Here is a 19,215-nt window from a genome sequence, read left to right on the forward strand (position 1 = left end):
TTCTTATCATATATCTTTTAACTAAATATTCTCAATACAGAAATTAAGGAAGCGATAAACCCAAGAGTAAACATACATCCACATAAAAAGAAAATATTTTTCTTAATAAAAAATCACAATGTATCCTTATAAACAACTTTTGAAAAATATTTTGTTACTAACAGTCAATGAATAACAAAACATAAAATTGTCAAAATAAGACAACTAACAGTTAAAGCAATACCCATATTTTTATTTATTGTTGTCGTTGCCAATATAATATTTAAAAACATTAAATTAATTTCTTTTCTTGTAAAAATTTAGCAACAAGAGCAATTACTTCATTTTCATTATGACATTTTAAAGCCTCATTCATAAGAACAACTGTCTCTTTTTTAGTTAAACTATTAATAATTTTTCTTGCTTCTAATATTGATGTTGATGACATTGAAAAGTAATCTAATCCCATTCCTAATAATAATGGTAATGCCAAAATTTCTCCTGCCATTTCGCCACACATTCCAACTCATTTTTTATTTAAATGAGCACCATCAATTGTCATTTTAATTAGTCTTAATATTCCTGGATGATAAGGTTGATATAAATATGATACCTTCGGTGACATTCGATCAACAGCAATTCCATATTGAATTAAATCATTAGTTCCAATCGAAACAAAATCAGCATATTGAGAAAAAATATCACTCATTACCGCAGCCACAGGAATTTCTACCATCATTCCAATTTGAATATCATCACTAACAGCAATATTTTCTTGCTTTAATTCTTCTTTACATTGTAAAGTTATGGCTTTAGCTTCTTTAAACTCATTCACAGTAGCAATCATAGGAAACATAATTGCTAATTTACTATAAACCGATGCTCTTAGTAATGCTCGCAATTGCGTTTTAAAAACATTAATCTGATCTAAACACAAACGAATTGCACGATAACCTAAAAAAGGATTCATTTCCGATTCAAACTGATAATACGATAACTGCTTATCACCACCAATATCAAGTGTCCGAATAACAACCATATCATTAGGCATTTTCTCTAAGACAGCTTTATATGCTTGGAATTGTTCTTCCTCTGTTGGTCATTGATTACTATTCATATATAAAAATTCCGAACGAAATAATCCAATGCCATTACCACCATTTTCAATAACACTATCAACATCGTGAAAAGAACCAATATTTCCTTCTAAAGTAACTTTATGCCCATCTAAAGTTATCGTTGGTTCATTCTTATATTTTTGCAATTGTTGTTGCTTAATTTTTCATTGTGTTTGCAATTCTTTTCATTCAACTTGTTGAGCACTACTAGGATTAGTTATGACGACACCACTTTTTCCATCCATAATAATTAGTTCATCATTTTCTACTTTACTAGTAATATCTTTTAATCCTACAATCGCCGGAATTTCTAAACTACGCGCCATAATCGCCGCATGCGAAGTTCTACCACCAATATCACAAAGAAATCCTTTCACAAATTCCGGATTTAATTGTACTGTTTGCGATGGTGTTAAATCAGAACTAACAATAATTACTTCTTCATCAATAATTGCTAAATCTTGAATTTTTATTCCCAATAAATGCTTAATTAAACGATTAGTAACATCTTCAATATCGCTTGCTCTTTCGCGCATATAAGCGTCATCCATCGCTTTAAACATCGCAATATATTTATTAGCAATAACGAAACTTGCATACGAACTAGTAACTTGTTCACTAATAATCATCTGTTTTATTTCATCAATAATAGTGGGATCACTAATAATTTGCTCATGAGCCATAAAAATTTTAGCTTTATCTTCACCAAGCTTTTTAAGAGTTTCGCTATATAATTTCCGAATTTCAGTAAGCGATACATCCAACGCTTGTTCTAAATTTCGTAATTGCTCTTCAATATTAGTAACTTGTTCTTTTTCAACTTCAATTCGTTGTTCAATTAACTTATATACTTTAGCAGTGGCAATTCCACTTGAAGCACCAATAGCTTTCAACTCCATAATATGTCCTCGTTTCTATATATGTTTAATTGTAATTATATAAAAAAAGTTCAGTTTTTCCAATAACAATTGCAATCTGGGTCGCGTTTAGTTTTCTTAGGTATTGCTTTGAAGAAGTAAAACAATCAGCTAATTATATTATTTAATTACTAAACTAACCATACCTTTCTTGTTATTGTCATTTTTATTCTTTTTCATTTTATCATATTATTAAATTTTTACACAATAAAAATTATTAATTATTATTAAATTTTCACTAGTTATCTAAATTTATGTTTTCTATATTTATTCGTATATACAATACTACCTTTATTAATTCAACTATCATCATTTTTCTTATTAGACTTCTTGCAAAATTAATTTAAAATATAATTGAATTGTTGTTTTTAATAAAAAAGGTGGAATTTAAATGAAATTTAAAAAAAATAATCAAATAAGTGATAAAAATTTTTTAAGATTAACTGGTATTAAACATACTACTTTTAATAAAATGCTAGAAATTTTAAAAATAGAAGAATTAAAAAAGAGATTTCGTCGCGGAAGAACCAATAAATTATCATTAGAAAATCGTATTTTAATGACTTTAGAATATTGAAGAGAATATAGAACTTATTTTCATATTGCAAAAAGTTATGATATTAGTGAAAGTAGTTGTTATAGAAATATCAAATGAATTGAAGACACTTTAATAAAACACCCTAATTTTCAACAACTTACTGGTCAAAAATCACTATTAAAAGATTATTTCAAAGATAAGACTGTTATAATTGATGTAACTGAAAGCCAAATCCAACGCCCAAAAAAAGACAAAAACAGCACTACTCAGGAAAAAAGAAAAAACACACAATAAAAACACAAGTTATAATTGAAAAAGATAGTAAAAAAATTATTAGTTCTGATTTTTCTTATGGTAAAAACCATGACTTTAAAATTTTAAAAGATTCAAAAATTAAATTTTTACCAGAAACAACTGTTTTAGTGGATTTAGGTTATCAAGGCATACAAAAAATTAATCATAATGTTTTAATTCCTAAAAGAAAATCAAAGAAAAACCCTTTAAATAAAGAAGAAAAGCAAAATAATGAGCGAATTTCAAAAATGAGAATTGTTATTGAAAATGTTTTTGCTATACTTAAAAAATTTAAAATTATTAGTGAAAAATATCGAAATCGTAGAAAAAGATTTGCTTTAAGATTTAATTTAATAGCTTCAATTTATAATTTACAACTATTAGTTTAAATATATTTGATAATTTAAAATTTCAGTCTTTTTTTATTGTAAATAATAATTTTTATTATGTTTTAATGACAAAATATTTGTAAAAATAATCTAAAAATTATTTTAATAACACTTTTATATTTATTTTAAATTTAAAAATTATAATTATCATATTAATTTTGCAAGAAGTCTATTCAACTAGATGAGACATTTTTGGCGACATTAGACCATAAAATTAAACAAGACCAAAGAATTCGTTTAGTTACTTTTCATACCGGACATAAAGAAAAAAAATACAAAAATGCTCGTAGAGAGTTAGAAAATAAACGAGGTCATTTTCTAATGTTAAAAGTTGGTAAACGAATAAATACGATGGATTATCGTGATTTATTAATTAAAGAATTGCAAAAACATTATGTTAATATTAATTATGACAAAATAATTGTTTGTGGTGATGGTGCTACTTGAATTAGAGAAATTGCCAATAGTTTCGGTAATGTTAGATATATTTTAGATGGTTATCATGCTATTAAAAAACTAAAACAAACGGCATTTAATATTGTTTTTGAAAATCGTAAAGTAACACTAAATAGTTGAATTGAATTATATAAAAATGGAAATCATCAAGAATTAGTAAAAAGTATTCGGAATGTTGTTAAAAATGAATTAAATAAAGATATTAAAACAAATTTAAGAAAGGTGAGTAATTATTTCAAAAACAATAAGCATGGTATTCATAATCGAAATTTAGAATGAAATATCGGTTGTAGCATCGAAAGTGATGTATCGCATTTGGTAAAACAACAATTAGGATATGGAGCAAAAATATATAATCATAAAAATTTAAATAATCTATTACATTTAAGAATGGCAAATTTAAACAAATTAAATGTATTACATTAGACTTCTTGCAAAATTAATTTAAAATATAATTGAATTGTTGTTTTTAATAAAAAGGTGGAATTTAAATGAAATTTAAAAAAAATAATCAAATAAGTGATAAAAATTTTTTAAGATTAACTGGTATTAAACATACTACTTTTAATAAAATGCTAGAAATTTTAAAAATAGAAGAATTAAAAAAGAGATTTCGTCGCGGAAGAACCAATAAATTATCATTAGAAAATCGTATTTTAATGACTTTAGAATATTGAAGAGAATATAGAACTTATTTTCATATTGCAAAAAGTTATGATATTAGTGAAAGTAGTTGTTATAGAAATATCAAATGAATTGAAGACACTTTAATAAAACACCCTAATTTTCAACAACTTACTGGTCAAAAATCACTATTAAAAGATTATTTCAAAGATAAGACTGTTATAATTGATGTAACTGAAAGCCAAATCCAACGCCCAAAAAAAGACAAAAACAGCACTACTCAGGAAAAAAGAAAAAACACACAATAAAAACACAAGTTATAATTGAAAAAGATAGTAAAAAAATTATTAGTTCTGATTTTTCTTATGGTAAAAACCATGACTTTAAAATTTTAAAAGATTCAAAAATTAAATTTTTACCAGAAACAACTGTTTTAGTGGATTTAGGTTATCAAGGCATACAAAAAATTAATCATAATGTTTTAATTCCTAAAAGAAAATCAAAGAAAAACCCTTTAAATAAAGAAGAAAAGCAAAATAATGAGCGAATTTCAAAAATGAGAATTGTTATTGAAAATGTTTTTGCTATACTTAAAAAATTTAAAATTATTAGTGAAAAATATCGAAATCGTAGAAAAAGATTTGCTTTAAGATTTAATTTAATAGCTTCAATTTATAATTTACAACTATTAGTTTAAATATATTTGATAATTTAAAATTTCAGTCTTTTTTTATTGTAAATAATAATTTTTATTATGTTTTAATGACAAAATATTTGTAAAAATAATCTAAAAATTATTTTAATAACACTTTTATATTTATTTTAAATTTAAAAATTATAATTATCATATTAATTTTGCAAGAAGTCTAATAAATTATTTAATATAAAAAAGATGAATTCAATGAATTCATCTTTTTTATTAAAATTAGTATTATTTAGAATTATTTTTTAAATAAGTGTCATATAGTTTTTCAACTTCTTCTCAGTTAATAATGTCAAAAAATTTAGTTACATAAGTTTTGCGGTCGTTACGATAGTCAATATAATAGGCATGTTCTCAAACATCAATACCGATTAAAGGATAGGATTTTAAAAATCAAGGATTATCTTGGTTAAAGGTGTTAAAAATTTTTAATTTGCCATTACGATCAATTAATAATCATGTTCAACCACTACCAAAAACTTGTAAGGCAGCGTCACGCATTTTTTCTTGTCATTTTTCCATTGACCCGTAGGTTTCTTCAATGAGAGCTTTTAATTTACCATTACTAATTGGTTTGTCTTTGGCTAAGATACTAAAAAAGAAATTGTGATTAATTAATCCGCCACCAAATTGGCGAATACCAACATGGCATCATTCATGTGGTAAGGTTAAGTAGTCGCGCATTAATTGATTTAAATCGGTAGGTTGATTGTTATTTTCTAATTTTGCAAGAGTATTATTTAAACCATCTTCATATGCTTTGTGATGTTTGTTGTAATGATAATCCATGGTTTCTTTAGATATAATTGGTTCTAGAGCATCTAACGAATAATTTAATTCTTTTCTTTGAAACATTTATAATTTCCTCCTTTTAATAAATTAATTATATACACATATACTATAGAAATGTATAATAATTATATAAGAAAGTAAAATGGAGTAAGGTTTAAAGATGCATTCTGAAAGTTTTTCGCTTTCCCAACAATTAAAGACGCGTAAATGATATCGTCCACAGTATCAAGTTCCAAAAACTTTTGTTGATGATTTACAGGTTTATAATTATAAACTGTTTTCTAAAGTTAGTACTTGTTTATTTCTCATAACAGTTTTTGTTCTTCCAATAATTTTTGATTTACTTCGGATTTATGTTTTAAATAATAATAACTATGTTTTTTTATTTTTAATTCTTAATTTAGTTTCGTATGGTTTTAGTTTTGGATGATTAATGGTTGAAGAAGATGCAAAAAAATTTATTAATAGTGGTGCTTGAGCAATTTATTTATTTGTAGTTTCCCAAGCAGTTAGTACGATTTTATTTGCTATTTTTATTAAAACATCGCCATTATTTTATGAGCAAGTTGGTAATAAAATCGAACTTACGAATGCTGGTTATGCTCTTAGTTCTTTTATACAAAGCATTACTGGATTAGTAATAATTTTTATAATTTTGTTTTTTAGTAAGCAGTTAGCAAGTAAGATTGGTAATACATTACTTTATAATGTACTATTAGTTGCTATTGTGATTATTATTTCTTTGTTAATTATTTTTCAAGTTACTGCTGTTTTTAAGTTTATTAATGATGCTATTGGTACTAAGAAATCTGCTAATCAAACTGAAATTGAAAAATCTTTAAGTAGTATTAGTGGCAAGATTGGTTTATTTATTATGGTTGTTATTACAGCACCATTATTGGAAGAATTAGCAACTAGGCATAGTATTTTTATGTTATCAAGATATCGTTGATTGGGTTTTTTTATTTCTTCTTTTTACTTTGCTTGAATGCATGTCCGCTTGGCTGGCGATATTCAAAATATTTTTAGTTATTTAGGTTTTTCTTTGTTGTTGTCGTTACTATTTATTTTTGGTCGTGAGAATGTAACATATTCATTTGTAATTCATTTAATAAATAATTTGATTAGTTATACAGTTTTGGTTGCAACTTAGGATGGTACAATTTGTTATTGATGAAAATGATGCTCATCAAACAATTATTAAATTTATGCGTAAAACTTTTAATACTGTTCCTTTACGATTAATTTATAAATTATTTCGTTTAAAAAAGATAAAATTAAATGGTGAAGTTATTACTGATTTGAAGTATTATTTAAAACCTAATGATACGATTATTGTTTTAGATAATTTAACTTTCAAAGATGAAGTAAAAAAGGAATTTGCTAGTCAAATTGCTTTAGCAATTATTTATGAAGACGAATATATTTTAATTGTTGATAAACCCCATAATGTTTTAATTCACCATCCTGTGGGTGATTGTTTAGATTTAGCAGTTCGTAAGTATTTGCAAATTAATAACAGTTATTCTTTTACTATTAGTCATGTACATCGTTTAGATAAATTAACAAGAGGTTTAGTAATTTATGCGAAAAAGAAAATTGCTTTAAATATTTTTCATCAATTTTGAAATCAAAATAATATTACTAAAAAATATTTAGCGTTATTAGCTACTAATAAGGAATTACCATTAGTTGTTAAAGGTTATATGTTTCAAGATATTATGCAAGGAAAAATGGTGTTTAGTCCTAAATTAGAATTGCCAAATTGTAAAGTAGCAGTAACGAAGTTTAAAATGTTTAAAAAAGTATTAAAGTTTAGTTGATATGAGATCCAACTGATTACGGGAAGAAAACATCAAATTAGAGCATCTTGTGAGTATTTAAAAACACCGATTGTGGGTGACATTAAATATGATTCTAAATATAATTTAAATGATCGTATTATGCTTTTTGCTTATAAGTTAGAGTTTAAAAATTTACCGGTTCCTTTGGATTATTTAAATAATAAACAATTTGTTTTACCAGATATTGATAAGATATTAGAAATAAATAGCAGAGAAATTAATTAAGTTTGTGATAAAATGATTTAAATTAAAGGGGAATGGCTAATGTATTCAACAAGCAAAAGTTTTTTTAATACACTGTTAGGAATTATTGGAACATTTTTAGGTTCAGTTTTTCAGTTTGTTCTTATTTATTTAATAATTAAATATTATGGGGCGAAGATGAATGGATTAGTACGAACTATTATGGCAATTTCATTTACTATTGGTTTGGCTGAGAGTAGTTTAGGAATTATGGGAATTTTTTATTTGTATCATCCTTTAGCAAAGAAAGATTGAATTACTGTTAATGATATTGTGGGTACGATTAAAAATAATTATATTAAAACGGGGATAATTTATTTATCATTAGTTGTTTTTTTAGGTTTAGGGTTTTCTTTATATGCTTATTGAAATAATGTTAGTGAAACTATTACTGATGATGTTATTCAAGTGATGTCGTTTTGACAATTATGAATTATTATTATATCGTTGTCATTAAAAAATTTAATTTCATTTTTCATTGTTGGTGCTTATGAAAATTTAATTCAAGCAGATAATGGTAATTATTTTAATCGAATTGTGCATTTAACTTGTGATTTATTAGTTTTTACAGGTGTTATTTTGTGAATGTGGATTAGTGCTAGAAATGGTAATCCCAATGCTTATTTACCATTTTTAGTTTATATTTTTCATGGAATTATTAAGTCAATTTTAATTTATATTTATGTGAAATTAAAATATCCATGATTGCAAACTAAAGAGTGAACTAAAAATGATAAATTATTGCAAGAGAGTAACTATGTTGCGGTTAAAAGTTATGCGGTAGCAATTTTTAATAATATTGATTTTGTTTTAATTGCTTTATTTATTGGTTTTCGTACAGCGTCAGCGTATTCCATATATATGACGGTGGCGATAAATATGAGAGTAATTATGTTATTATTTATTACTTCTTTTAAAGACTTTTTTGGTACATGAATTTCTTATCAAGGAAGAATTCGTTGGAATACATTTGTTAAATTTGAATTGTTTGCTTATATGGTGGCTGCTTTTATGTTTGTTGTGCAGTTTATTATGTCACCATATTTTGTTAATGGTTTATATGGTGAATTGAAGGTCCAAATGCTAGCAACTGTTAGAAGTTCTAGTAATCCAGAGTTTGAGAATATTGCGATTAAGACTATTTTTGATACCCCACATTTATCGTTAATTTTTGCTATTAATTCAGCATTATTAATGATAAGTGAACCGGCGAGTATTTTAATTTATGGCGCGGGAAGACATCGTGAAACTACGAAGCATGCTTATATACAAGTGGTTATTAGTTTGATTATTAGTTTAATTTTAGGGTCAGTTTTTACATATTATTTAAAAGATGCACAGTTAACAATTTATGCTTTAGTATTATCAACAACTTTTGGGTTATTTTATCGTTGAATTTATAGTAGTAGTTATACTTGGAAGTATTTAACATATAATAGTAATGCTCGGTTTTGATGAAAGAATTTGGCAATTATTGTTATTCCAATGATTTTTTCAATTGTTATTGCTTATAAATTAATTTTTTCTAATCCTTATTATCAATTTGCTAACTATGAACAATTATCGTCACAATTAGGAATTAAAGGAATTATAAAATTATTTATGTTAATTCTTGTTATTTCTGTTCCGGAGATTATGTTATTAGCAGCGATTACTGAACCTTTGCAGTTAATGGCGATATTATCACGAAGTTCATTAACTAATTGGATTATTGTTCGTTTAAAAAAACAATTGAAAAATAAAGATGATTTTTATACAAAAGATGAATTGATCGCTTTTAATGATCCCGATAAAATTAAAGTTCATAGTATTGAAGCCGAAGATAAATTAAAAGATAATCAGCGAACAAATAATAAAAATAAGCAACAAGCAGTTTATACATTAACAAGTAAAAATTAATTTAAGGAGAAAAAAATGAGTTTACAAAAATTTAATGTTCATTTTACGAAGCAGGAGAGAGTTACTTACGGGTACAGGAATTGGTGTTATTTCAGCTTTTATGTATTCATTAGCACCGTTACTAATTATTTTTTTAGATACGCGAGCATTAAATAGTTTTATTTTAGCAACAGTGCAAGAATTTGTTTCTTGAATTTTAGTTGTTTGTCTTACTAATAAGCCATTAAAGTTTTTAAAACAAATTTGGAAAAATACTAAAAGTATGTTAGGAATGATTGTAATTATTGCTGGTATTTTTGGTGGTCCGATTGCACAAGTATTATATATTTTATCAATTCAATTAGCAGCCCAAATGAGTGCTACGGCAACAGTGTTAGTAAATATTGCTCCAATTTTTACGACTTTATTATCAAGGTTATTATTAGAAGAAAGATTATCTTTTATTGCTTGGGTTGGACTACTTTTAACATCTTTAGCGGTTATTGGTTTAGAGTTATTTGACAAATTATTACTGAGTTTAATAAAACAATATTAAGTTCTGATCCTAGTGATATTCAACCGTGAGTAAAAGCTACTTGGGCAATTATTTTGTCATTATTAACGGCAATTTTATATGCAATTGAATCAACAATTCTTCATTTTGCAATGAGTAAGTCTAAAAATAAAATTAATGAGAAAGAGGCGTTAATTTTAAAAGCGTTTAGTTCATCGTGGATAATGTTAATTTTTGTTTTACCAATAGTTTCGGTAATAGGTGGGGGTTATGGTTATGAAGGCTGAGTTCAATTTAGAATTTTTGGTGAATTGATGGGGTTAACATTTTTATTTATTATCATTTCTAGTTTTGCGATTGCAATTGGGCGAATTTTATTTTTTCGCAGTATTAAAATTTTAAATGGTTCTTATGGAATTGCTGCTCAATTGGTGATGTTGTTATGAACGCCATTGCTTTCTTTAGCAATTTTTGGTTTATATAAAGTTACTAATTGTAATTTTGGTATTATTCAATCTAATGTTTTAGATATGCAAATTAAAGATTTGTATTTGGGTGCGACGCAATGAGAATATTATCTCTTTTTAGTTCCAGTGCTTATTGGATTAATATTGTTGCTTTTTAATGAAAAATTTTTAAAAAAGAATAAAGATGCGTGAACACCTCCAATGGAGTTGAAATAATATGTAATTAGTTCACAAGTTCACTTTTTTATATTTTTTTTTAATTTTGTCGAAAACTCTTGATAAAATAAAAAAAAATCATCAACTTGATAATTTTAAAAGGCTTTTATGTAAAATTACTATTTTTATTTTAACTTTTTTATACATTAAAATATAATACCGCTGTTTGTTGGTTTGGAGTTAAACCCTTATGTTGATATTTTCATTTTCAGAGATTTAAATAATTTTGAATATTAGTAAAACCTAAACCATGATAATGAATTAAGGCTTCTTTAAGACTAGATTGTAATTTACTGATTTTATTTAAGTTACGATAACTAGCTTCAGGATTAATTGTTGTTTTAGTTACACATAAAGTAGAATTTGTTTGTTTTGCTACTAAAAAATATAATTTTTGCATATCAGAAGTAATAATTGAATTTTCGTTAATTAATTCTTTGTTCATATTTTCAATAACTCATTGTTTTTGTAAACGTTTGGTGTTTGTGGATTTAACATAAATATTGTTATTGTTATCAATTGCCATTTGAATACAGCATTTAGTATTAGTTGCGAATGGGTCAAGGTGAATTCTTCGTGGATCAGTTTTATATTTGAAATTTCCTTTATGGATTTCTTTAATAAATGTTTCATCGATTTGGATTTTACCAGATAATTTTTTAAATTTTAATTGGGTATTTTCTAATTGTTTTGATTTCATTAATTTTTGACGATTATATCAAGCAGTTTTTAATGTAGTTTTAATAAAACGAGAAATTGTTTTACTAGATTGCCCCAGCAATGAAATTTGAATCAATAAATTTCATTGTTCATAATTTAAATGACTTCAATAAATAAAATGATTACGAAAAGCGTCAAAACTTGCACGACAATTTTTACATAAATATTTTTGTTTTCCTTCTGAATTATGTCCATTTTTAACGTAATGGTAAGATTCACATTTAGGGCATTTAAATACCTTGCGCTCTAAATTTTTGATCAATTTCATTTAACCGTTTTTGTTTTTTTTTTATTAATTCTGCTTGTTGTTTGACTTTTTCATAAAATTCTAAAAATTGATCATCTGTTAAAGTATTTACTAGTTCTTGAATTATTTTTTCCATAATTATTATCCACCTCTATCATATTAAAAATATACCTAAAATTAAGTATATTCAATAAATATCAAGAGTTTTCGACAAAATTAAAAAAAAATAACTGCTTCATTTATATGGACGCATAAAGTTTTGTTAGGTAGGAAAAGATTTGAATAAGTATTAAGACAGTCAGCAATGATTGTCTTTTTATTTTATAAGATGTTAAAAATTTGTTCTTTGAAAATTAAATACAAGTGAGTTAATAATGTTGGTATGTATTAAAGCACGATAAATTGTGGGTGGTCGCCATAACCAAAAGAAGTTTACCAGTTAATAGATAACATCCTATTAGCTATAGCAATTTGTTTCGTTTTGCAATAAAAAAATGAATGGGTGGATTTCCTAAAAATATACACGCTATTAAATTAGTTCCAAGGGTAGGATGCGGATGTTAAAGTGTAGAAATTTCTATATAGGGATATACTAAGTTTAAAATTATTAAAATCTTTATCTAATTAAAAAAACAAAATTTACTAACAAAGCTTGTTAAACACTTAAATCTGCGATATATAAGTGTTTAAAAAACTAAGTTAACTAAAACTTAGTTAATATAACTTAGTTTATTCATAAGAAAGGTAATTTATTATGAAAAACATTGAAAACATTTTCTTAAATACTAAGAAATATCTTTTAAAAGAAACACAAAACGCAATGCTTATTAAAGCACCAAAAATTCCATGATTTAATGAACAAATCGGCATTTGGTTTCCAAAGCGATTTGTTTATAAAGGAAAATATGAAAATTCAATTTGCATTGGAATAATAAAAGATAGTAAATATCAAGTAATTTCGATTAATCAAAAAGAAAAAGAAACCAAATTAATTAAGGGACAAGAATTATTAGGTTTTTTCATTGCCGAAAAAGAAAACAATAAAAAAGATACAAATTATAACTATTTTAAAGGAGTTTAAAAATGAATATTGCGATTGGAATAATATTTACTATTATTTGCATAATGTTATTGGCATATTTTGCTTATAAAATTTATGCCAAAATAAAAATGCGAATTAAATATAAAAATGCCATTAAAAATAATGCTGGTAATTTCACGAAAGACGAAAAAGTATTTATTGCTCGCTTTGAAGAATGAGTTAAAGCTCCTAATTCAAAAGAAAATAACGCGGATAAAAAATAATGTTTTGAGAAATTATTATGGAATTTTTAAAACTGTTTATTCCGATAGAAAAAATGCCTGCACAAGTTGCGTTTATTGCCGGTTTAATTATTATCATTACTTTTCTTTTCGCATTAATTTCAATTATGTATTTACCAATAAAAATGATTTTTGGGAAATAAAAAATGACGGTAAATTTAAAAGAATTTAATTGAGAACAAATTAAACAAACTTTCTGAGATTTATTTATTCAAATTACAACTATTCCGGCTCACATTACTGGTGGTAAAGAAATTGATTTAACCGAAACACCACTTTGGCTTTTAATAGCAAACATTGCTTTTTGACTCCTAACAGCGATTATGGTGTGATTTATTCTAATGTTACTTTGAAAAACAATATCAGTATTTAGATAGAGGCAAAAGTAATGTCAAGAAGTTACATTGTGATGCATTCCCAAAGAAATTCAAAATTAATTAGGAAAAAATACAATAGTGTTAAGGTTAACCGTGGTTTTAACAAATTTAAGAAAAACTTTGAATATAAATGATGAATGTTTTAAAGAGAAAGGAGGTGATTATATGATTGGAACTTTCTTGGCCGATGCACCAGCAACAGCAGAAAAAATAACAGCTAGTGATGCGATGACTAAATTATGAAATGCAATTATGACAGCGTTTACTAAAATGTGAGATATTATTGCTGTTAATATGCCACAAGTCGGTAACTTCTTTGCTGACTACTGAATCTTCATTTTTCCATTTATTTTGGCAATATTCTTTATTTGCTTTAAAATGTTTGAAAAATTACTTGGGGCAGTACGATAAGAAAAAAATAAAGTGAGGTGCAAGATGAAATTTTGCAAATGAGTAATAGAAAAAAATAACCATTTTATTGAATTGAATCGCACCTCATTTTTAATTTTATGACATTGGGGAGCAATTTGATACATTTACAACGGTTATTTTAAAAACATTGTAAGCTATTTATTTTTAGCGGGTTGTATTTTAATTTTCCTTTTTAAAATCGGTAATTTAACACAAATTAACAAAGTTATTAATTTCTTAAAAAACTCACCATTAAATATTGTTATTGGTTCATTAGGAACTGGAAAAACTGCTTTTCTAGTATACGCATCAAAATTATTAAAAAAGAAGAAATATCACATCGCATCAACCTTTCCATTACTAGAAACCCAAAAATTAAGTTTAGGACATATGGGATTGTTAGACTTTGATTATCCGGTATTACCAGACAAAACCTTACTGTTATGAGATGAAACCAATTTATTTTTAGAAGGAACGGATTGGGAAAAAAATAATACCAAAAACGAAGAAACCGGTATTCAAGAATATTTCGCTCTGGCACGCCATTTTGGTCATATTGTTCTCGCTAGTGGTCAAAGAGATAAACATATTTGAGTTAAAGTTCGTGATATTGCCAATAATGTGATTGTGGGCATTCGTAAAAAACCCGTTAATATTTTTCGTCCCTACTTAAAAGTCATCTATGGTACGTTTACGAGCATTGAAGAATATGAACGCTGAAGAAACACCTTAATTGATGCTAAAAATAGTAAAAAGGGTCGTCGCATTAAATATCGCGATATTCCTGAACTTGATATTTATTTTTTTAAACTAAAAATTCCTTTACCGATATTAAACACTTACAATTCTTTTTACCTAGCGTTTTTAAGAGATTACTTAAATGCAAAAGTGAATCCTGACTATGAAGACAAATACTATAATGACACAGCAATTGATTTAGAAGACTTGGAATATTTAAAAATGGATAAATTTAGCAAATTTTTAAGAAAAATGAAAGAAAAGGAATAATAAAAAATGGAAAATCTCGCAAAAATGGCCGACTTTCTCGCCCAAATGCTTTATAAAGTTTTTGATTTAATTTGAAGTCTTGAAGTGCCGGGAACGAATATTCAACTAATATTTCCTTTATTCTTAACGCTGGCTGTAGAATTTCTTATGGCAATTATTCTCGGATTTGGTAGTCAACAAGTTAATTTAGAAAAACAACGCCAATATGCGATTAAAAATAAGGGGCGCTTAAGTGCGTGAGGAAAAGCTAAAAAACAAATAAAATCAATAAAAACAAAACAAGGTAACTAAAAATGTTTAAACTAATTATTATTTTTATTTTAATAACTGTTCTTGGATTATTGGCTGGTAGTCATTTTGAAACTTTAACGAATTATATTAGCGAAGGGCTTGCCAATTTCCAAAAGTTTATTACTAGCAATTTAACAATTTTAGAACTATTTAAACCAATGGCACGAACATTTTCGCAACACCCAATTTTTACGATTCTTGGTGTAACTTGTGTACTTATTGCCTTATTTATTGTAATTAAAGGTAGGTAAAAAAATGGAAAAATGAACTAAAAAACAAGAATTAGAAACAGAGAATGACAAATTAAAAATTGCTAATGTCATATTAGAAAATAGTGTTAATATTCTTAAATACATAATAATGGAAAAAAATAAAGAAATTTTAGAATTAGAAAAGTGAAATACTATTCATATTAATCAAAAATCAGACTTAATAATTAAAAACCAAAAATTAAAAATTTTTAAACACGAAAGGAGAATTAAAATGAAAAAACTTTTAGGAAAATTATTTAAAAAAGATAATTCAAAAGAAAAAACACCATTAAGATTAAAAATTAAAAATTCTTTTAAAAAGCAGTGGTTAAAAATAGTATTAAGTATCATTTTCATCTTTATAAGTTTATTAATTTGTGCATTAACAGCAATGGATACTAAATGAATAACTGGAACAAGTAACGAATTTAATGATTTTATGAATAAAGAAATGGTTGATTTCTTTGGCAAGTTCAATAGTGGTATTATGCTAGCAGGAATATTTGTTTTTTGATGAGGCGGAGCAATATATTTTGCAATTAAATTTGAAAAATTAATCCGCTTGATTATTCAAAAAATCAAAGCAAAAAGAGCCTTGAAAAATGAAATCAAACAAGCTCATTAATTCTTTAAAAAAATATTGATGGAGAATCTTACCTTACATTTTTATGATTACTATCTTTTTCATTCCATTTTTAAAATTGGAAATTAATGATTTGAAATTATTATATGAAAAATTTGAAGCATTAATTTCACTTATGATACTAGGATATTTAGATATATGCATTACAATAGCGGTAATTATAAATTGTAGCATTGAGTGGCTTATTAAAAAAATTAAAGAAAAAAGAACAATGAAAAATAAAATATTTTAAAGAGGAGTGATAAAAATGTTTATGAAAATATTTACCGTGTTAATTATTGGTTTCAATAACATTTTTGCCATTCTCCAAAACATTAACAATGACGAAATAACAACACAATCACTAATTAGAAACAAAAGACAAAACAATCAAGTGTCTGAAATTAACTTAACAAAAGCAGAATTTACAATATGAAAAAATGAAACTCCTTATAAACCTGCATCGGCGTGAAAAACAGAATTACAATTTTTATTAAATGATATAGAGAAGCAATCAGGAATAAAACCCATAAATCCTGTAGAAGAATTATGGAATAATAAAGGACGAATTCAAAGTTATATAAATCAAAATCAAGTTAATATTATTAAAAAACTTAACGAATTACAAATAAATACAAAATGAACAGAAGTTGAAAAAAAACAAAAACAAAATATTAAAATAAAAAATATTAAAATAAAATTTGAGTATCAAAAAGATACTTTTGCCGGTGTAAAATGAAACTGGTGAAAAATTCTAGAACTTGATGCACAATTGAAAGCCAAACCTACGACTGATATTGATTTACCAGAAACAATCACTAACTTTGATGGCAACCACAACTATAACGATGTCATTGAGAACCTTGACTATTTAATGATTCATCGTGGTGATTTTGACAAATTTAATTACTCTTATCTTTATTGAACACCAGTATTTAATTTTATTGACACCTTAGAAAAAGGTTACTATAAAGAATTCACAATTAAAAACCACGGCTTTAAAAATGAAAGCTATTTTTATCATAAGACTTCTAGTAGTGAAGATGAAATTAATAAGAATATTTTAAAAATTAAAGCTTTTAATAAAACCTTAATCGCAGGTAATAACTATTTGCAATTACTACACGGTGAAACCGAAATCTGAAAATATGATACCAAAAGTACTAACGATTATTACCTAATTAAGTATCTTTTTGGTACCTTAAATTACCTCAATGTTAGATTTAGTTTTTTGCGCTATGACCCCGATTTAAAAAATGATATTTACTTATATTTTAAAAATAACATTCCTAGTATTAACGACAGCGATTACAAAAATGTTTTTGATGAAATCTATGAAATTCTCGGCAATTTCTTTGCTAGTTTATTTTATGCGACTTTTGATATGGACGAAAAAACTCATACTGAAATTGATTTTAAGGGTATAGAAAACTATAAGAAGGATTACTTTATTCAAATCGGTTTCTTTTATCGTTCATTAATTACCTTTTATCCCAAAAAATACTTAGTAAATATTATAGGAAACTCAGAATTATTACTAAGAAGTTATTTCTTTACTTTTGACAAAAAAATGCACCAAGATAATTACAATGCTATTAACAACACCAATAGTATTTATCAAATTGATTTTAATGTCCTTAAATCTTATGATAATAAACTGATTACCTTGCCAACCAACAAAACCGCTAACAGTATTAATTATCTCAATACCGATATTGATATTCGTTATGGTATTAATATTTTTACCTTAACTTTTCCGCTTTATCACAAAGGTAATATCTCTAACTACAATTTTAAAATTTATGACTTTAATGTCTTAAATTCAACAGCCTTTATCCCTGATGGTTTAAATAACAGTGAATGAGACGATTTAATTCCGCCGGCAAATTGCAAATATTCCGGACGATGAATACCAACTTTTAATGATATTGGATGTGCCATTCAGAATGCTGGTATCAAAATGATAAACTGAATACTCACCGCCTCACAAATCATCACGATTTTGCGACCGTTAGCAATTATTGCAAAAGCAACAGTTAACTTTTCAACTGCTATTTTTCCAATTTTTAAAACGGTACCAGCTTTTTACTATACCTTTCAATTTTTAATCGGTTTTGCCATCTTTCTAATGAAATTAAGAATTTTTATATAATATATATATATATATATTGAAAAAAATAAAGGAGTTAAAAAATGAAAATTTTAAGTATAATGGCTATTTTAGGATTAACAATATTGCCCGTAACTGCGTGCTCTAAAAAAATAAATAAACCAACGCTCTCAGACAGTAAAAAAAGTAATCAAGTGTCTGAAATTAACTTAACAAAAGCAGAATTTACAATATGAAAAAATGAAACTCCTTATAAACCTGCATCGGCGTGAAAAACAGAATTACAATTTTTATTAAATGATATAGAGAAGCAATCAGGAATAAAACCCATAAATCCTATAGAAGAATTATGGAACAATAAAGGACGAATTCAAAGTTATATAAATCAAAATCAAGTTAATATTATTAAAAAACTTAACGAATTACAAATAAATACAAAATGAACAGAAGTTGAAAAAGAACAAAAACAAAATATTAAAATAAAAAATATTAAAATAAAATTTGAGTATCAAAAAGATACTTTTGCTGGCGTAACATGAAACTGGTGAAAAATGATAGAATTTAATGCACAATCAGAAACAAATTAAAATACGAAAGGGGGCTCGTACAAAATTAACTGTGTCTCTAAGTAATTAACTTAAATTCACTTTGTCCTCAAATTTTATCATTAAATGTGAAATTGCACTACCTCGATTTTGAATTGACATCGTTCATTTGGGCAGTTCAACTTTTTTCATTTTTTATCCTTTTTATTTTGACAAAATAAAAACCAGTAATTAATTAAAATTACTGGTGTAAATATTATTCTTATTTTATCACAAGAAATTTAAACTTGTTGGGCTTGTTTTAATTAAAGTTATTGTTCTAAATAGAGCCTGTCCAA

The 19,215-nt window shown here is 25.6% G+C and carries 25 protein-coding genes; 21 read left to right on the forward strand and 4 right to left on the reverse strand.

The genetic code is table 4. From position 1 onward, the window contains the following. Window positions 1-271: 271 nt before the first annotated feature. On the reverse strand, window positions 272-1,996 hold the full coding sequence (gene ptsP, locus AAHM82_RS11335) for a phosphoenolpyruvate--protein phosphotransferase (protein ID WP_342264004.1): 1,725 nt from the start codon (window positions 1,994-1,996) through the stop codon (window positions 272-274). A gap of 409 nt (window positions 1,997-2,405) precedes the next feature. On the opposite strand from ptsP, the gene AAHM82_RS14845 reads away from it, so the two are divergent. The 5 genes from AAHM82_RS14845 to AAHM82_RS14860 all read left to right on the forward strand — a co-directional run bounded on the left by AAHM82_RS14845 (window position 2,406) and on the right by AAHM82_RS14860 (window position 5,012). After that, entirely contained in the window at window positions 2,406-2,846 is a 441-nt protein-coding gene (locus AAHM82_RS14845; protein WP_342263396.1) for a transposase family protein, read from the forward strand. Beyond that, window positions 2,843-3,235 (forward strand): transposase family protein, encoded by a 393-nt coding sequence (locus AAHM82_RS14850; protein ID WP_342264845.1) that lies wholly within the window; start codon window positions 2,843-2,845, stop codon window positions 3,233-3,235. Before AAHM82_RS14845 ends, AAHM82_RS14850 begins: the two co-directional genes overlap by 4 nt. A 192-nt stretch (window positions 3,236-3,427) precedes the next feature. Beyond that, entirely contained in the window at window positions 3,428-4,117 is a 690-nt protein-coding gene (locus tag AAHM82_RS11345) for an Mbov_0401 family ICE element transposase-like protein (RefSeq protein WP_342264005.1), read from the forward strand. Between the two features lie 65 nt (window positions 4,118-4,182). Continuing rightward, complete coding sequence (locus tag AAHM82_RS14855; protein ID WP_342263396.1) at window positions 4,183-4,623, forward strand: transposase family protein; 441 nt, start codon at window positions 4,183-4,185, stop codon at window positions 4,621-4,623. Beyond that, window positions 4,620-5,012, forward strand: coding sequence for a transposase family protein (locus AAHM82_RS14860; RefSeq protein WP_342264845.1), 393 nt, complete (start codon window positions 4,620-4,622; stop codon window positions 5,010-5,012). The genes AAHM82_RS14855 and AAHM82_RS14860 overlap by 4 nt, the downstream gene beginning before the upstream one ends. Window positions 5,013-5,246: 234 nt before the next feature. Here the strand turns inward: AAHM82_RS14860 and AAHM82_RS11355 are convergent, their stop codons facing one another. After that, window positions 5,247-5,873, reverse strand: a complete 627-nt coding sequence (locus AAHM82_RS11355; protein WP_342264006.1) for a superoxide dismutase — start codon at window positions 5,871-5,873, stop codon at window positions 5,247-5,249. A 97-nt stretch (window positions 5,874-5,970) separates the two neighbouring features. Here AAHM82_RS11355 and AAHM82_RS11360 point away from each other — a divergent pair, with 97 nt between their 5' ends. From AAHM82_RS11360 to AAHM82_RS11380, 5 genes are all read left to right on the forward strand, one after another. Further along, the gene (locus AAHM82_RS11360) at window positions 5,971-6,963 is read left to right on the forward strand and encodes a CPBP family glutamic-type intramembrane protease (protein ID WP_342264007.1); all 993 of its coding nucleotides are present in this window, start codon (window positions 5,971-5,973) and stop codon (window positions 6,961-6,963) included. 1 nt (window position 6,964) lies between these two features. Continuing rightward, window positions 6,965-7,879 (forward strand): RluA family pseudouridine synthase, encoded by a 915-nt coding sequence (locus AAHM82_RS11365; RefSeq protein ID WP_342264008.1) that lies wholly within the window; start codon window positions 6,965-6,967, stop codon window positions 7,877-7,879. 39 nt (window positions 7,880-7,918) lie between these two features. After that, window positions 7,919-9,796 carry a hypothetical protein gene (locus tag AAHM82_RS11370; RefSeq protein WP_342264009.1) on the forward strand — a complete coding sequence of 626 codons (1,878 nt, stop codon included), beginning with the start codon at window positions 7,919-7,921 and terminating at the stop codon, window positions 9,794-9,796. Window positions 9,797-9,830: 34 nt separating this feature from the next. Next, entirely contained in the window at window positions 9,831-10,331 is a 501-nt protein-coding gene (locus AAHM82_RS11375) for an EamA family transporter (RefSeq protein ID WP_342264010.1), read from the forward strand. A 110-nt stretch (window positions 10,332-10,441) separates the two neighbouring features. Next, window positions 10,442-10,972, forward strand: coding sequence for a hypothetical protein (locus AAHM82_RS11380; protein ID WP_342264011.1), 531 nt, complete (start codon window positions 10,442-10,444; stop codon window positions 10,970-10,972). A gap of 139 nt (window positions 10,973-11,111) precedes the next feature. Here AAHM82_RS11380 and AAHM82_RS11385 read toward each other — a convergent pair whose 3' ends face one another. Beyond that, the gene (locus AAHM82_RS11385; protein ID WP_342264012.1) at window positions 11,112-11,960 is read right to left on the reverse strand and encodes an IS1/IS1595 family N-terminal zinc-binding domain-containing protein; all 849 of its coding nucleotides are present in this window, start codon (window positions 11,958-11,960) and stop codon (window positions 11,112-11,114) included. Then, window positions 11,923-12,075 (reverse strand): hypothetical protein, encoded by a 153-nt coding sequence (locus tag AAHM82_RS11390; RefSeq protein ID WP_342264013.1) that lies wholly within the window; start codon window positions 12,073-12,075, stop codon window positions 11,923-11,925. The genes AAHM82_RS11385 and AAHM82_RS11390 overlap by 38 nt, the downstream gene beginning before the upstream one ends. Before the next feature lie 618 nt (window positions 12,076-12,693). Between AAHM82_RS11390 and AAHM82_RS11395 the strand changes: the two genes are divergently transcribed. The 11 genes from AAHM82_RS11395 (at window position 12,694) to AAHM82_RS11445 (ending at window position 18,919) form a co-directional block, all read left to right on the forward strand. Next, on the forward strand, window positions 12,694-13,020 hold the full coding sequence (locus AAHM82_RS11395; RefSeq protein WP_215826943.1) for a hypothetical protein: 327 nt from the start codon (window positions 12,694-12,696) through the stop codon (window positions 13,018-13,020). Between the two features lie 2 nt (window positions 13,021-13,022). Then, window positions 13,023-13,244, forward strand: a complete 222-nt coding sequence (locus tag AAHM82_RS11400) for a hypothetical protein (protein ID WP_339025425.1) — start codon at window positions 13,023-13,025, stop codon at window positions 13,242-13,244. A 17-nt stretch (window positions 13,245-13,261) separates the two neighbouring features. Continuing rightward, window positions 13,262-13,405, forward strand: coding sequence for a hypothetical protein (locus tag AAHM82_RS11405; protein ID WP_339025424.1), 144 nt, complete (start codon window positions 13,262-13,264; stop codon window positions 13,403-13,405). Window positions 13,406-13,408: 3 nt separating this feature from the next. Continuing rightward, window positions 13,409-13,639, forward strand: a complete 231-nt coding sequence (locus AAHM82_RS11410; protein WP_339024861.1) for a hypothetical protein — start codon at window positions 13,409-13,411, stop codon at window positions 13,637-13,639. Between the two features lie 78 nt (window positions 13,640-13,717). Then, window positions 13,718-14,050 carry a hypothetical protein gene (locus tag AAHM82_RS11415; protein ID WP_339025423.1) on the forward strand — a complete coding sequence of 111 codons (333 nt, stop codon included), beginning with the start codon at window positions 13,718-13,720 and terminating at the stop codon, window positions 14,048-14,050. A 24-nt stretch (window positions 14,051-14,074) separates the two neighbouring features. Further along, window positions 14,075-15,058, forward strand: coding sequence for a hypothetical protein (locus AAHM82_RS11420; RefSeq protein ID WP_342263457.1), 984 nt, complete (start codon window positions 14,075-14,077; stop codon window positions 15,056-15,058). Between the two features lie 6 nt (window positions 15,059-15,064). Then, window positions 15,065-15,349, forward strand: a complete 285-nt coding sequence (locus tag AAHM82_RS11425; RefSeq protein WP_342264014.1) for a hypothetical protein — start codon at window positions 15,065-15,067, stop codon at window positions 15,347-15,349. Between the two features lie 2 nt (window positions 15,350-15,351). Continuing rightward, on the forward strand, window positions 15,352-15,600 hold the full coding sequence (locus AAHM82_RS11430) for a hypothetical protein (protein WP_215826579.1): 249 nt from the start codon (window positions 15,352-15,354) through the stop codon (window positions 15,598-15,600). Window positions 15,601-15,604: 4 nt separating this feature from the next. Next, window positions 15,605-16,225 carry a hypothetical protein gene (locus AAHM82_RS11435; protein ID WP_342264015.1) on the forward strand — a complete coding sequence of 207 codons (621 nt, stop codon included), beginning with the start codon at window positions 15,605-15,607 and terminating at the stop codon, window positions 16,223-16,225. A gap of 265 nt (window positions 16,226-16,490) precedes the next feature. Then, a complete protein-coding gene (locus tag AAHM82_RS11440) occupies window positions 16,491-18,374 on the forward strand; it encodes a hypothetical protein (RefSeq protein WP_342264016.1) in 1,884 nt (627 codons plus the stop codon). A 41-nt stretch (window positions 18,375-18,415) separates the two neighbouring features. Next, window positions 18,416-18,919, forward strand: a complete 504-nt coding sequence (locus AAHM82_RS11445) for a hypothetical protein (protein WP_342264017.1) — start codon at window positions 18,416-18,418, stop codon at window positions 18,917-18,919. Window positions 18,920-19,215 lie beyond the last annotated feature (296 nt).

The organism is Spiroplasma endosymbiont of Clivina fossor, from assembly GCF_964031115.1.
Lineage (GTDB): Bacteria > Bacillota_I > Bacilli_A > Mycoplasmatales > Nriv7 > Nriv7.